Annotated in this window: 10 protein-coding genes; 5 read left to right on the forward strand and 5 right to left on the reverse strand. The window is 65.5% G+C overall.

Annotated elements, in window-relative coordinates:
* Window positions 1–17: 17 nt before the first annotated feature.
* Complete coding sequence (locus NGM68_RS10295; RefSeq protein ID WP_252698041.1) at window positions 18–1,298, reverse strand: YihY/virulence factor BrkB family protein; 1,281 nt, start codon at window positions 1,296–1,298, stop codon at window positions 18–20.
* Window positions 1,299–1,437: 139 nt separating this feature from the next.
* Here NGM68_RS10295 and NGM68_RS10300 point away from each other — a divergent pair, with 139 nt between their 5' ends.
* Window positions 1,438–1,638, forward strand: coding sequence for a hypothetical protein (locus tag NGM68_RS10300; RefSeq protein ID WP_252698042.1), 201 nt, complete (start codon window positions 1,438–1,440; stop codon window positions 1,636–1,638).
* A gap of 2 nt (window positions 1,639–1,640) precedes the next feature.
* Here NGM68_RS10300 and NGM68_RS10305 read toward each other — a convergent pair whose 3' ends face one another.
* Window positions 1,641–2,777: a tRNA (guanine(26)-N(2))-dimethyltransferase gene (locus tag NGM68_RS10305; protein ID WP_252698043.1), complete on the reverse strand. Its 1,137-nt coding sequence runs from the start codon at window positions 2,775–2,777 to the stop codon at window positions 1,641–1,643.
* 117 nt (window positions 2,778–2,894) lie between these two features.
* Between NGM68_RS10305 and NGM68_RS10310 the strand changes: the two genes are divergently transcribed.
* Window positions 2,895–3,269, forward strand: a complete 375-nt coding sequence (locus tag NGM68_RS10310) for a hypothetical protein (protein ID WP_252698044.1) — start codon at window positions 2,895–2,897, stop codon at window positions 3,267–3,269.
* A 106-nt stretch (window positions 3,270–3,375) separates the two neighbouring features.
* Here NGM68_RS10310 and NGM68_RS10315 read toward each other — a convergent pair whose 3' ends face one another.
* Window positions 3,376–4,719, reverse strand: coding sequence for a cobyrinic acid a,c-diamide synthase (locus tag NGM68_RS10315; RefSeq protein ID WP_252701413.1), 1,344 nt, complete (start codon window positions 4,717–4,719; stop codon window positions 3,376–3,378).
* A 226-nt stretch (window positions 4,720–4,945) separates the two neighbouring features.
* Window positions 4,946–7,720, reverse strand: coding sequence for an alanine--tRNA ligase (gene alaS, locus NGM68_RS10320; RefSeq protein ID WP_252701414.1), 2,775 nt, complete (start codon window positions 7,718–7,720; stop codon window positions 4,946–4,948).
* A 336-nt stretch (window positions 7,721–8,056) separates the two neighbouring features.
* Between alaS and NGM68_RS10325 the strand changes: the two genes are divergently transcribed.
* The 3 genes from NGM68_RS10325 (at window position 8,057) to NGM68_RS10335 (ending at window position 13,072) form a co-directional block, all read left to right on the forward strand.
* Window positions 8,057–8,707 carry a hypothetical protein gene (locus NGM68_RS10325; RefSeq protein ID WP_252698045.1) on the forward strand — a complete coding sequence of 217 codons (651 nt, stop codon included), beginning with the start codon at window positions 8,057–8,059 and terminating at the stop codon, window positions 8,705–8,707.
* On the forward strand, window positions 8,704–9,429 hold the full coding sequence (locus NGM68_RS10330; protein ID WP_252698046.1) for a hypothetical protein: 726 nt from the start codon (window positions 8,704–8,706) through the stop codon (window positions 9,427–9,429). The genes NGM68_RS10325 and NGM68_RS10330 overlap by 4 nt, the downstream gene beginning before the upstream one ends.
* 376 nt (window positions 9,430–9,805) lie before the next feature.
* A complete protein-coding gene (locus NGM68_RS10335) occupies window positions 9,806–13,072 on the forward strand; it encodes a GAF domain-containing sensor histidine kinase (protein WP_252698047.1) in 3,267 nt (1,088 codons plus the stop codon).
* A gap of 43 nt (window positions 13,073–13,115) precedes the next feature.
* Here NGM68_RS10335 and NGM68_RS10340 read toward each other — a convergent pair whose 3' ends face one another.
* Window positions 13,116–14,120, reverse strand: coding sequence for a replication factor C small subunit (locus NGM68_RS10340; protein ID WP_252698048.1), 1,005 nt, complete (start codon window positions 14,118–14,120; stop codon window positions 13,116–13,118).
* Window positions 14,121–14,280: the final 160 nt, after the last annotated feature.

The raw sequence follows: 14,280 nt of genomic DNA on the forward strand, positions 1-14,280 counted from the left end.
CTGCTGCGCACCGGGCGTCAGGATCGCCACTCCGAGGCCCGATCGCGCAGCCGGCCGGGAATCCCGAGCAGTGAGATGCCGGTGCCAAAGAGCACCATCAGCGCGTAGACGCCGAGGGTAGACGTCCAGACGACGAACATCGCGAGGATTGCCCAGATCCCGCTGAGGAAGTAGAACGCGGCGATGGTCATTGCGGTACCGTACAACAACACCAGGTACGGCCCCCAGCCGTGGGCGTGGCCGCGACGGGCGCGTCGGCGAACGTACCGCTTGAGGTCGCGCTCGAGTGACTGGCGATCGACGGTGCGACTGTCGACGGAGGATTCGAAGTCCTCGAGGCGATCCTCGAGCTGGCGGAGTTCCTCACGGAGGGCAGCCGGATCGTCGGCTCGGTCGCGGGTGCGAGCACTCGGCTCCGGACTGGCGTGTGTCTCATCGTCCCACCCGTCGGCTCCCGGTTCGTCCTCAGACATCGCTTCTGTCGACATCTGTCGCGGGCCGAGACTTTGTAGCTGCCGGTCTACATCAACGCCACCGACGACTGCGTTCACGACGACGCCGAACACGAGGATGGCGGCCCCGATATACAGCCAGATGAGCACGAGCAAGACCGCACCCAGCGCACCGTAGACGACGTAGTCTCCCGCGACGGTGGTGTACAGCGAGAAGGCACGCGTCAGCGTGAACCACCCGACCGCCGCGATCAGGGCACCGGGGAGGGCGTCGCGAACCCTGATGTCCACGGCGGGGTACACCACGTAGATCGGCAGAAACGCGGCGAAGAGGCCGACGAGGACGAACACCGATCCGAGTCCCACCGTCAGCCCCGGAACGAACCGGATCGCGAACTCGAGGGCAGCGACGAACGCGAGGCCGATACCGACCGTCAGGAGGACGATGGTCGAATTCCACAGCGTGTCCAGGAACGTTCTCGTCTCGATCGTTCCGTACACGGACGCGAACACCTGATCGAGACCGCGCAGGACGCGACTGGCTCCCCAGAGAACGCCGAAGGCCCCGACGACGGTCGCACCCTGTCTACCCGGCTCGTCGACGAGCGTCTCCGTGAGGATCTCCTGGGCTGCCGGCGTCAGAACGTCGCTCGCCGCGCCCGCCACCTGCGAGGCCAGCTGCTCGCCGCCGAGGGTCGCCGCGATCCCGAGCGCGAGCAACGCGAGCGGCACGAGCGAGAGGAACGCGTAAAACGCGACGGCGGCGGCCAACAGCGTGAGCTGCTGGGTTCGGGCGAGGGTCACGACCCGATAGGTGGCCTGGATAGCTTGCTGGCGATCGATCACGGTAGTACGTGGGATTTCGAGCCTAAAAGCCGCTAAGTTCAGTTCCAGGTCGTGCAACTGCGGTCGAAACGTCGTCGCTTCCGGAACTCCATCCACGACAGGACGACGTTATTTTAACACTCTGACGAAACGTTCACGTATGGCTTTCCACCGCTGTCCCGACTGTGGCGTCACCATGGAAGTGACTACCGTTCGCTCGAGCGACGGCTTCTCGCTCCGGATCGACACCGGCAAACGGGACAGCCTCCTCGGGAAACTCGGCGTCGGCGGGACGGCGTCGGTCGACGCTATCTGCTGTCCGGAGTGTGGGCTCGTCCGGTTCTACGCGGATCTCGAGTAAGCTTATCCCAATCCTGCTTCGGTCGCCTCGAGAATTTCGCCCACGTCGGCATCGGTCTTGAACGCCGTGCCGCTGTAGTGTGCGGGCGACGTCCGGAATCCCGCGGCCTCGAGGTCGGCCAGGAAGTCGGCCATCGCGTTGGCGGACAGCCCCCAGTTCTTACAGAGCTTGTGCTGGTCGTAGTGCGTCGGCGTCTCGAGTTCGTCCTCGAGGGCCGAGAGCAGTGCCCGTCCCTCGTCGGCCGTCTCGAACGCGTCGGGGATCCGGTCGCGAACGTCGGCGACGAACGCCCGATCCTGCATCGATCCGAGCCAGAGCGGGCCGGCGACCAGCAGGCGATCACCCTCGCAGTTGGGACAGCGTTGCCGGGGGAGGTCGCTCGAGGGTACGAGGCCGAACGCGTGCTCGCGGTACAGACAGTCCTCGCAGTGGACGAGGAAGCCGAGTTCCTCGAGGGTGGCGTCGGCCGCCGTCGGTTTCCGGCCGAGTTCGAGGAACGTCCGCACGTAGTGGCTCTTCGTGTAGCTCAGGATGGGGGTGACGCCGACGTCGAACCGGGCGGCGCTTCGGGCGAGCGCCGAAAGGAGCGTCCGGATGCCCATCTCCGTGTGGTACTCGGTGTTTCGGGGGACGGCACCGTACGAGCGCATCCCGCTTTTGAAGTGCGCACCACACAGCGGCGCCGTATCAGTCGCCGTGACGCAGACGAGGTGGCGACAGCGGGCGAACGCCGCGTCGGCGAACGGCATCGGCGTCCCGTACGGGTCGAGGTCGATCACGTCGAAGACGGCGTCGTGCATCAACGCGTTCGCGTTTCGATGCACGACCTCGGCGTCGTGTCCGAGGTCGAAGCCGGCCCGCTCGAGGTTCGATCGGGCGAGCTCGATCGCGTCAGGCTCGCGGTCACAGCAGGTGACGTCCCAGCCGTCGACGGCCGCCCGAAGCCCGCGGACGCCGCTGGCGGTCATCGCGTCGAGATAGCGCCTGGCGCTGGGTTCGCGCTCGCGGAACGCCCGCAGGGTTGCGATCGTCAGATCCCGGTTCAGTTCCTGTCGCGGGTTGTAAAACACCGACTCCTCGACGCCTTCGGTCTGCTCGCCGGGCACCTCGAGTTCGACGCCACCCTCCGTCACGCGCATATCAGTAACTCGAGGGGCGGGAGGCGAAAAACGGTGTGATCTCGATATCGCCGTCGGTCTCGAGCGATCGAACCCCACACCCAAACCGATTTGACGGTTCGACCGAGAGTAGCGGACGTGCCCCGGTCGAACTCCGGCTCCGATCCCGATCCGGTCGAACGCTGGCAGGCCACCCTCGAGGAGGCCGGCAGGCTCACGCCCGAGATCGTCGAGCGGATCTCGCGGCTCCACGGCGACCGCGGGGTGCGCGCCATCGAGGCCGTCGCCGAGGGACGGGTCAAAGTCTATCGGGATTTTACGATCGTCGTCGGGTACGAAGACGAGTACGTCGTCGAGGGCCAGGGCTGTACCTGCAAGGACAGCGAGTTCAATCTAGATCCCGACGACCCGACCGATCTGTGCTGGCACGTCCTCGCGGTGTCGATCGCCCGCCGGGTCGGTCACCTCGATTATCACGACATGTGGTACTCCGAGGTACGGGAGTTTCTGTGATCCGTGGAACCTAACTCGAGTGATGGTGTTTCCGCCCACTTGTGAGTCCAGACCGCATCGATACGCGGGAGCCGACCGCACGACCCTGACCCTACGACAACTCGGATCAGGACTCGAGCGAGTCCAGGAACCGATCGAACGCGCCGCTCTCGGGGTGGACGTGGGCGTACGTGCCGAGAGCGGCGTACTCGGCCAATCCGTCTCGCTCACCGGTGATCCCCCGTCCGCGAACCGTCTCGAATCGGAAACGGGCGTCGGTGCCGACGTCCGCGCGAGAATAGTGGAACTCGTGGCCGCGAATTTCCTCGCCGCTTCGCGCCGTCAGCGTCCGCTCGAGCGCCTCGAGTTCGACGTGGTCGAGCGCCTGGTAGCGATCGCACATCGTCACTGTCGCGGGGAGTATTCCGGCCATATCGTATCGCTCGCCGTCGACTGTCGTCAGCGACTCGCTCATCGCCATTAGCCCGCCACACTCGCCGAACACCGGCAGGCCGTCGCTGGCGAGTCGGCCGAGGTGCTCGAGGGTGCCACCGCCCTCGAGGCGTTCCCCGTGCAGTTCCGGATACCCACCGGGCAGATAGACCCCGTCGCAGTCGGGGACGGGATCACCGGCGACCGGCGAGAACGTCCGGACGGTCGCTCGCTCGCGGAGCCGTTCGATCGTCGCCGGATACCGAAAACAGAAGGCCGCGTCGTCCGCAAAGGCGACTGTGAGTTCGCCGGTCTCGTCCTCGCCGCCCCCGGACGCCGCGGAAGCGGACTCGAGCCCCGGCGGAACCCGTGCAATCGATGCCAGGCGCTCGGCGTCGATCGTTTCGGCGGCCTCGTCGAGCGCATCCCGGGAGATCTGGGTCTCCGATCCCATCTCGAGCCCGAGGTGTCGATCCGGGATCTCGAGTTCTTCGCTGGGTGGAACGCGACCGAAGTACGCGAGGTCGTCGGGCAAGGCCTCACGAATCCCGTGCTCGTGGCGACCGCCGTGGGCCCGCTGGGCGACGATGCCGGCGACCTCGACGTTCCGATCGATCCGTTCGGCGTAGGCGGCGAACCCGAGCGCTGTCGCGGCGACGCTCTCCATTCCCGCGTTCGCGTCGACCACGAGGACGACGGGAAGGTCGAGGGCCTCGGCGACCATCGCGGTACTCGAGCGGTCGCCGTCGTACAGGCCCATGAGTCCCTCGACGACGCAGATCTCGCCCTCGCCGCGAGCGTAGTTCCGACGAAGCCCGTCCTCGCCACAGAGCCACCGATCCAGGGTTCGCGAGGGACGTCCCGTGATCGATTCGTGGTGGCTCGGATCGATGAAGTCGGGGCCGGCCTTCGCGGGCTGGACGGCGTAACCGGCGTCCTCGAGTGCGCAACCGATCGCCAGCGTGGCGACGGTCTTTCCGACGCCGGAGCTGACCCCGCCGACGACGAACCCGGCCGGGACGGCGCTCGAGTCGTTCATTCGCGGAGCGGTCACGGTCGATCACCGGCCACGCGGGGTGGCGTAGAACGAGTCGGTTGGTGGAGACGGCTCGCGCACGGGCGGGGAGCACGACGGGAACGCGGGCGACGACGCATACTGGCCGTTCTCGCTCGTCGCTTGTGAATCCTCCCACCGGGTTGCGTTTGGGGCGTACGAAGCTCTCGCTGTTCGGCCTCGAATCGCTGGACGACGGAAAAAGATCGTCTTACGCGTTCAGCACCTGCCGAAGCACGTCGGGAGCGTCCTCGAGCGCGTCCTCTAGCGCGTCGACGTCCGGGCCGCCACCCTGGGCGAAGTCCGGTGGGCCGCCACCGCCGCCACCGACTCTCGAGGCGAGTTCGCCGACGACCTCGCCGGCGTTGACGTCAGCGCCGTCTGGGACGGCGACGACGAACTGCGCGCCGTCAGCACCGGAGCCGATGACGGCGATCTGACCCTCGTCGGCGAGGGCGTTGGCCGTCGCCCGCAGTTCGTCCATGTCGGCGTCGATACGCTGGACGACCGCGGTCGTCTCGCCGATTTCGACTTCTTCGCCGCCACCGCCGCCGCTGGCGCGAGCGGTCGCGAGCTGTTCTTTCAGGGCTTCGATCTCCTTGCCGCGCGCTTTCCACTCCTCGAAGAAGCGTTCGGCGGTGTCGGGGACGTCCTCGGGGGAGACGTCGAGCGCCTCGGCGGCACCGTAGAGGGCGTCCTCGGTCCGCTGGGTGGCCTCGATGGCGGCGTCGCCGGCGGCGAAGACCAGCCGTTCGACGCCGTCCTGGACGCGCTCGGCGTTCAGGATCTTGATCGCGCCGACGTCGCCGGTGCGGGCGACGTGGGTACCACCGCAGGCCTGGACGTCCTCGGCCACGTGGATGAGCCGGATGTTCGTTCCCGGCGGAATCCCGCCCTGATAGAGGTCGAAGCCGTGTTCTGCTTCTGCCTCGTGGCGGTGGGGCCACTCCTGGGTTACGGAGACGTTGTCCATCACCATCCCGTTGGCGACGCGCTCGATGCGCTTGACGTCGTCGCGTGAAATCCGGTCGTAATGACGGAGGTCGACCCGGGAGGAGGAGACGCCCTTCTGGGCACCGGCCTGACGGACGTGTTCGCCGAGCACCTGTCCGGCCGCGTGCATGACGATGTGGGTCGCCGTGTGGTGGCGCATCAATTGCCGGCGTCGGGGCGCGTTGATCTGGCCGTTCACGAACTCGCCCTTGCCGGGATCCTCGTCCGTCCGGTGGCGAATAACGCCGTCTTCGATCTGGACGTCGGTCACCTCGACGGTCGCGTCGTCGGTCGACAGCGTTCCCCGGTCAGCGGGCTGGCCACCGCCCTCGGGGTAGAACATCGTCTGGTCGAGGACGACGTCGTAGCCGTCCTCGCGGTCGAAGACGTCCAGCACCACGGCCTCGAACTGGGTTCGCTGCTGGTCGTCGTAGTACAGCTTTTCCGTCTCCGGGAGGTCGGCGAAACGTTCGTCGCCCTCGGACTCGGCGGTCTCTTCGGCGACGGCGGTGTCGTGTCGGTCGGCCACGAGGCTGTAGAAGTCGTCGGGGACGTCCACGTCCGCGCCAACGGTCTCGGCGATCTCCTCGACCATGTCGGGCTGGATGCCGTGGCTGTCGTAGAGTTCGATGAGCTCGTCGACGGGAATCGCCTCGTCTCGTTCGGCGTACTCCTCGGCGAGCTGCTCGACCCGACGACCGCCGCGCTCGAGCGTCTCGCGGTACTTTTCGACCTCGGTGCGGACGATATCCCGGATCGTATCCCGGTTCTCGTAGCCCAGCCGATCGGCCTGCATGTCGACGAGTTCGTCGAGCGGGGCGTCGACGCCGACCGTGTCACAGAGACGCTTCGTCCGCCGGAGCACCATCCGTGCGAGGTACCCGGTGCCGACGTTCGAGGGGACGATCCCGTCGCCGAACATGTACGCGAGCGTCCGGCAGTGGTCGGCGATGGCGTAGATCCGCTCGAGGGGCTCGACGAGCGTTCTGAGTTCCCTCACGTCGACGCCGAGTTCGTCCGCAATCTCGCCGCGGGCGGCCTCGACGTCGTCGACGTCGTCGATGTCGAGCTGTCCGGAGAGGCGGGCCGCGCGGGCGACGAGGGCGGTCTCGTCGTCGGTGTACGCGAGCCCGGCGTTCTCCCTGAGGAAGGCGATCATCTCGGGGTAGATCGCCTCGTACACCGTCGGCGTGCCCTGGCTCATCCAGGTCCAGCGCTCGAGCCCGTAACCGGTGTCGACGATGTAGGTGTCCATGAACGAGTAGGTGTTCCCGTCCTTGAGTTCGTACTCGCCGTCTGGATCCTGTTCCATGCACATGAAGACGAGCGTGGCCAGTTCGAGGCCGCGGTAGATGACCTCGATGGCGGGGCCGGCGTTGCCGCCGCCGACCCACGGATCCTCGATGTAGGTGACGGCCTCGATGTCCGCACCCAGCGAGTCGAGCAACTCGTCACAGAGCTCGACGGTGCGATCCTTCCAGTAGACCTCGCCTTCGTAGGCGTACTCCGCCTCGGCGTCCTCGCGGACGTTGAACGCGTGGTGGGCCATCATCTCGAAGGCCATCGTGTGCCGTCCCGTCTTGCCCACGTTGTCGATGTCCTGCATCCGGATACAGGGCTGGCTCACGGTGAGGGGGTTCGCCGGCGGCGGCGTCTGCCCGGAGGTCACCAGCGGCTGGAAGTCGTAGATCGACGCCTGGGTGAGGAGGACGTCGTCACGCCAGCGGTTCGCCGCGACGGGATACGGCTCGATCCGCTCGTGGTCGTGTTCCTCGAAGAAGGAGAGAAACGCCTCTCGCATCTCCTCTAAGGTGTACTCCTCGTCGAACCCCGGGTTGTCGATGAAATCGTACTGTGCACAGGGTGGCTCCCCGCAGGTGTCGCGATCGTGATCGCGCGTCCAGAAGTGTGCCCCACAGGAGGGACACTCCGTCCGGACGAACCCCTCCTCCTCGAAATACTCGAGTTGATACTCGTCGGCCAGCTCGCTCATTCGTATGGTGTGTTGGCCCTGCAGGCGGTAAAACAGTTCCGCAACGCTCATCACCGCTCGTGGCTGATTCGGGCGGTTCGATGGGTTCCCATCGGGTCGATTGACTGGCAGCCGGATGAACGGTTCACCCACACCCTCGTCGCCGCTGTTCCGCCGGGTCGATTCATCCGCTGGGACGTCCGGTTCGTCCACAGGCCCGACGATTCCGTGCCACATTCGTCCTGACAGTTCATTCAGAAAATATAAACATATTGGAAAAGTATCGGGTTCGTAGACGGTATTCGATGACACCGACAGTCACAGATCAGGTGCACACACGGGTATGGGTGGGTGGTAATGGCTGACCCTACCTCAAGCCGTCGGCGAATCCTGCTCGCCGGCGGGTTGACTGCCGTCGGCATCGCGCTCGTCCCGTCGCCGCCGGGCGAACCGACCCTCGGACGCGTGGAATCGGCCGATACGACGGTCGACATCGCGGGCGTCGACGACCGACGAATCGAGACGGAATCGCAGTCGTCAGTGGCCCGGTACCAGTACCGCCGCGGCGAAGCCGGGTTCGAGCCGACGGCTCCGATCAACGTCGTCTTCGCCCTCGAGGATGCCGTCGGGGGTCTCGAGCGCGTGATGACGGTTCTCGACGATGCTGGCTGGGCGCGCTCGCCAGAGGAGTACACTCGCTACGCCTTTGACGCTGCGCACGATCGATACGTTCGCCAGCAAGCGACGGCCGCCGAGACGTACTACGGAACGAGCGGGCGTCGTCACGTTCGGTGCTGGCAGTTCGGCGACGTCGTCTCGATGCAGGCACACGAGGATACGGGTGCCCGGCCGAAACACGGTATCGAATCGTACGCCGATACACGAGCGTACATCGAACGGCTGTACGCAGGTGCGGACTGGGTAGTTACACCGAACGCGCTCGACCTCGCGAACGCGAGGGCACCCGACCACGACGGCTACGCGACGCTCATCACGGAGGGACGATGAGCGACCTGACCGAGCCCGTCGACGAGACGGAGACCGAGGCGGCGGTCTCGATACCGGGCACGGTGTCGATCGGGACGGCGCTCTGGCAGAACCCGCTCGTCGGTCTCGAGCCACGGCGGACAGCGGCGACCGCAGTGATCCTCGGCTGTTTTTCCCTGCTGTTCGCGGTGAGCCACGCCGGCGGCGTCGTGACCGTCGGTGGCCAGCCGATCGATACGACGACGACCCTTTTCGACAGCCTGAGTGCGTTCGTGATCGTGTTCGCCGTTGCGTTGATCGTCGCTGGCCCCATCGGCTACGCCGTCTGGAACGGCGGCCCCGTCGGTGCCGTCGTCGTCGCACTCGCTCCAGTCGTCCTTGGAGAGATGGCGACGGGACGATATGCGCTCGGTCTCGACGGCGCGATGGCGATGACGACCGGCGTCGTCGGCTGTGTGCTCGGCCTGTACGTCGTCGACGTTCGGGAAACGGCAACGCTCCGGCCGTGGCGAGTTCGTACGTGCTCGCGAGAGCAGTTACTCCTGGTGACGGCCATCGCACTCATCGGCGTCGCCTCGGTCGCCCGCTTCGTCTCGAGTGCGCCCGATCTCCTCTGGGGGATCTATGCGCCGTTTGCGGTGCTCTGGCTCGTTCCCATGGGGGTGCTCGGTCGCTACTGGCTCGCCCACGCTCGAGGCACCGACTCGAGTCGATCCACTGGAGCCGGCTCTGATGCCAGCTAGCATCCTTCCAAGCGTCGACTGATGAGTGAAAACGGATGACCGACAGCGATTTGATCCATCAGTTCAGGCTTGGAACGCCACTGGTGGTTTTCACTGGCCTACACTGCTGAGCGAAACACGGGTGGTAACGTTCGATTTCGTTCAGCAGTCGATACCTGGAAGCGTACGAGGCTGGTGTGGTTCCCTGACGTCTTCTGTCTAGTCGGCTACGTACCCGTTCTGGTGGGCCAATAGATTATTAGTGATTGTCGATTCTTCTAGAGGTGAATACGAGCAGGGTCGGGACACCACGGTCGCATTCGACGAACTGTGTGACTGCCGTCGCCAGCGATCGTGGACTGACATCACTGCTCGGTGTCGGATCGACGCCGACCACATGACTGATACCCGCTCTCTACTGTATTTCGCGGCGTCCGCGCCGACGGCAGCATCGGGTGCCTGTGCTCTCGAGCGGGTGGCTTCGCACTACTCGGTGACGCCTGCAGTGTCTGCCGTCAACGGCGACGAGCCTCGCGATGGTGACGCTACGGCGGCACGTGTGGACGACCGCGTGCTCGCGGTGGCCGACGCTGCCGATCTGGCTGCGCTCACCGCCGACGTCGATTGTGCCGTCGTCGCTGATTCCCCAAAGGCGACAGACACTGATTCGCTCCTCGAACTCTTTGGCGCCGCTCTGGCCTCGGTTCCGGCCATCTACTTCGCAGCCGGTGAGGTCGATCCGGCCGTCGCCAGATCGACCCCCGTGATCGACGGCTTCGTTCGACAGCGGTACGCGGACGATCCGCTCGAGGATACTGCATCCGATGGCGCCAACCTCGACGTGCCCGTTCCCGACGATCGGTGCCTCGAGCACCTGGTCGACGAAATCGAGTGGCAGTGTTGTCTGCCCTCGTGCGAGCGCCGGCTGACACGCGGATCCTCGGCGGCCACGGACACGGTGCCGACACCCGGGGAGTCAACGGACGACCGGCCACGCCCCGCGGTCGCCGATTCCGACACACCGCAGCCTCGAGAAACCACCATTGAGGAACCACGGTTCGAACGGGGCCACCTCGAGACCGACGCTGCACACACGGCAGTCGCCCAACTCCACGAGATGGCCACCCAGATCGTCGCCTGTCGATCGGAAGAGCCCCTGTTCGAGCTGGCGCTCGAGACGGCCGACGACGTCCTCGGTTTCGACGCCTCGGCGTTCGTTCTCGCCGCCGATGGCGGTGATCCTCCGTCGGTCTATACCAGCGGCTACGATGAACAGGATCTCACTGTCGCTGATCCGTCGCTGTCGGCTGGCGTTCTCGGCAAGACCTATCGGGAGAAACGGTCATTTCTGATCGAAGAGGTTGCGGCCGAACCGGAGGCACGCCCGTACGAGGACAGCTACCGATCGGCGATCAGCGTCCCCGTCGGCGAGTACGGCGTCTTTCAGGCGATCTCGACCGAAGCGGCTGCCTATAGCGAGGTCGATCGCAAACTGGCCGAGGTGCTGGCCGCCCACGTCGGCGAGACGATTCGTCGCATTCGCGTCGAGCACCATCTCCGGGAACGCCAACAGACGGTGACGAGCCTTCACGAGAGCGTCGTCAAACTGGTCAGCGCCGACACCGAGACTGCTCTCTTCGAACGAACGGTCGCTGCGGCCGAACGGATTCTCGAGCTCGACGTCTGTTACCTCGGCATCGTCGAGGGAGACAGCTTCGTTCCACGGGGTCGCTCTTCCTGGCCGGTCAGGGACGATCTCGAGCCACTCCCCCTGACCCACGGCGTGATGGGGGAGACCTACCGAACCGGCGAGTCGGTCTACATCTCCGACGCCGCCGACGACGACCGGACGAACGACCACAACGGCGGGTTTCGTTCGGCGCTCACGGTACCCGTCGGCGAGTTCGGTGTCATACAGGCGGTCTCGACGGCGGTCGACTGCTACGATGACGTCGACCGCGAGCTGTTAGAACTGCTGGCGACGCACGTCGAACAGGCGCTCAGCCGCTTTCGCGTCGAAGCCGAACTTCGCGACCGTCGCGAGCAGCTAACCAGACTCCACCAAGGCGCGGCCCGTATCATCGGCGCACCCGACGAGGGGACGATCTACGAGCGCGCACTCGAGACCACCGAGACCGTGCTCGAACTCGACGTCTGCGTGTTCCTGTCGGCGGATCTCGACAACGACGAACTCGTACCCGAAGCGTACTCGTCGGCGATGGACGAGCGCTTCGTCCGACGGGTGTCCCTCGAGTACGGGGCCGTCGGCTCGGTGTACCAGTCGGGTGAGCCGTCGATCATCGACGATCTCGGCGAGTCTGCGGCCGTCGACGACGAGTGGGAGCAGTACCGATCTGCACTCACCGCCCCGATCGGTGAGCAGGGGGTATTTCAGGCCGTCTCCGACACGGTCGCTGCTTTCGATTCGGCGTCGCTCGAGCTGGTCGAACTGCTCTGTTCGCACGTGTCCGAAGCACTCGCCAGGACGCGTGCGGAGACGAAACTGGTCGAAGAGCGTGACCGGCTTTCGGCACTGTTCGAGAACGTCCCCGACCCGACCGTCCAGTACGAACTCTCGGGTGGGGAAGCGACCGTTCAGGCGGTCAACGACCGGTTCGAGGCGGTGTTCGGGTTCGACGCGGAGACGATCATTCACGAGGACGTCGACGAGTTCATCGTTCCGCCGGAGTACGAGGAGGAAGCCCAACGGCTCAACGAGGCGTTGCTCGCGGGGGAGACGCTTCGAACTGTCACCCGTCGCCAGACCGCGACGGAGGTGCGGGACTTCCTCATCAACGTCGTCCCCCTGACGGCTGGTGAACGGAGCGTCGAGGGCTACGCGATTTACACGGACATCACCGAACAGAAACGTCACGAACGGGCGCTCACCGCGAAGAACGAACGGCTCGACGAGTTCGCGAGCATCGTCAGCCACGACCTTCGAAATCCGTTGAACGTTGCCCAGGGCTACCTCGAGATCGTCACCGACAGCGGCGACCACACCCATTTACGAGAAGTCGAGGATGCACTCGATCGAATGGACGAACTCATCGATCAACCCCTGACCCTCTCGCGTCACGGCACCCTCATTTCGGAGACCGAACGCCTCACCCTCCACGCCGTCGCTCGCCAGGCGTGGTCGCTCGTAGACACCGGGGATGCCGTCCTCGAACTCGGCGATGACGTCGCGTTCGAGGCCGACCGGGCGCGGCTGGCCGAACTGTTCGAGAACCTCTTTCGGAATGCTGTGGAACATGGTTCCACAAGCCATTCGATCGCTGACGCTCCCGACTCGACGGACGACGACGGGACACAAACCGAGCTGACGATAACTGTGGCACCCCTCGAGGACGGATTCGCCGTTTCCGACGACGGAATCGGGATTCCGGCGGCAGATCGCGAGTCGGTGTTCGAATCGGGGTACACCACGAGCGACGACGGCACTGGCTTCGGATTGAGCATCGTCGAACAGATCGCCGAGGCCCACGGGTGGACGGTCGCCGCGACCGAAAGCGACGCGGGTGGGGCCCAGTTCGAGTTCCGGGACGTTGTTTCCGATGACACGGACTCGACGGACACGACGGAATCGACAGACACGACGGAATCGACGGACACAACGGACACGACGGACGAACACTTCGAGGACGGCTCGACTATCGAGTAATCGTTCGGTGCCGCTAGCGATGTCGATTCTGCCGTCGGGAAAACTACTCCTCGAGGGCCAGCGACGCCAACATCGCCTCGAGCTGGAGGCGCTCGTTCGCCCCCTCGGTGATCCGGTAGTCGACCTCGCCGAGGCGCTCGAGCAGCCTGACCGTCGCCAGTTCCTCCAGGTCGAACTCCCAGGCCGACCGGTGAAGCTGGTCGATCACGTCGCCGCCGGCGAGTCCCCGGTCGGTCAGTAGCGACTCGAGGGTGGCTCTGGCGGCGGTGAAATCGCCCGCGATGGCTTTCTCGACCATCTCCTCGACCTCCTCCGGGCGGGCGGTGGCGGTGATGGCGAACACACCCTCCTCGTCGACCGTTTCGCCCATGACGGCGGCCGCCTGGAGGCCGTTGATCGCCTTTCGCATGTCTCCCGCCGCGGCGTAGACGAGCGCGTCGACGCCGTCGGTGGTGACATCGATCTCTTCCGTGGCCGCGATCTCCCTGACCTGGGCCTCGACGGCCTCATCCGACAGCTCCGTGAAGCGAAACACCGCACATCGGGACTGAATCGGGTCGATGATCTGGCTCGAGTAGTTACACGAGAGGATAAAGCGGGTGTTGTGCGAGAACTGTTCCATCGTTCGGCGCAGGGCCGACTGGGCGTCCTTCGTCAGCGCGTCGGCCTCGTCCAGGAAGATGATGCGGTAGTTGTGGCCGCCGAAACTCGAGCGCGCGAAGTTCTTGATTCGGTCGCGAACGACGTCGATGCCGCGCTCGTCGGAGGCGTTCAGCTCGAGGAAGTTCTCCCGCCAGTCCTCGCCGTAGAGTTCGCGGGCGACGGCCTGTGCGGCGGTCGTCTTCCCGGTTCCCGCCGGCCCCGAAAAGAGCAGGTTCGGCAGGTCGTTTTGCTCGACGTAGCTCACCAGCCGTGGGACGATGTTCTCGTGGCCTTTGATCTCGTCCAGCGTCTCTGGCCGGTACTTCTCGATCCAGACTTCGGTTCGGCCGGCGACCGACTCCTCACGGGGGGCCTCCGGTGACGACTCGGGCTCGTCCTCGCTCATACCCGCGACGAGGGGAGCGCCGACAATAAAACGACCGAAGCGGCTGGCGGGGTAACGTTCGAGTCGCCGCCGAATCGTCGCTGGGGTCATCGTGGAATCGGTGCTCGAGTTCGGGAGACGTACATACTCAGGGGTGTACTCGGTGTGCTCGACCTGGACG

The sequence above is a fragment of the Natronosalvus vescus genome (assembly GCF_023973145.1).
GTDB classification, from domain to species: domain Archaea; phylum Halobacteriota; class Halobacteria; order Halobacteriales; family Natrialbaceae; genus Natronosalvus; species Natronosalvus vescus.

Excerpts from the sequence above, each read along its gene's own strand:
- NGM68_RS10330 (WP_252698046.1), top strand. The coding sequence starts at position 8,704 with ATGAGCGACCTGACCGAGCCCGTCGACGAGACGGAGACCGAGGCGGCG.
- NGM68_RS10300 (WP_252698042.1), top strand. The coding sequence starts at position 1,438 with ATGGCTTTCCACCGCTGTCCCGACTGTGGCGTCACCATGGAAGTGACT.
- NGM68_RS10340 (WP_252698048.1), bottom strand. The coding sequence starts at position 14,120 with ATGAGCGAGGACGAGCCCGAGTCGTCACCGGAGGCCCCCCGTGAGGAG.
- NGM68_RS10305 (WP_252698043.1), bottom strand. The coding sequence starts at position 2,777 with ATGCGCGTGACGGAGGGTGGCGTCGAACTCGAGGTGCCCGGCGAGCAG.
- alaS (WP_252701414.1), bottom strand. The coding sequence starts at position 7,720 with ATGAGCGAGCTGGCCGACGAGTATCAACTCGAGTATTTCGAGGAGGAG.
- NGM68_RS10325 (WP_252698045.1), top strand. The coding sequence starts at position 8,057 with ATGGCTGACCCTACCTCAAGCCGTCGGCGAATCCTGCTCGCCGGCGGG.
- NGM68_RS10335 (WP_252698047.1), top strand. The coding sequence starts at position 9,806 with ATGACTGATACCCGCTCTCTACTGTATTTCGCGGCGTCCGCGCCGACG.
- NGM68_RS10315 (WP_252701413.1), bottom strand. The coding sequence starts at position 4,719 with ATGAACGACTCGAGCGCCGTCCCGGCCGGGTTCGTCGTCGGCGGGGTC.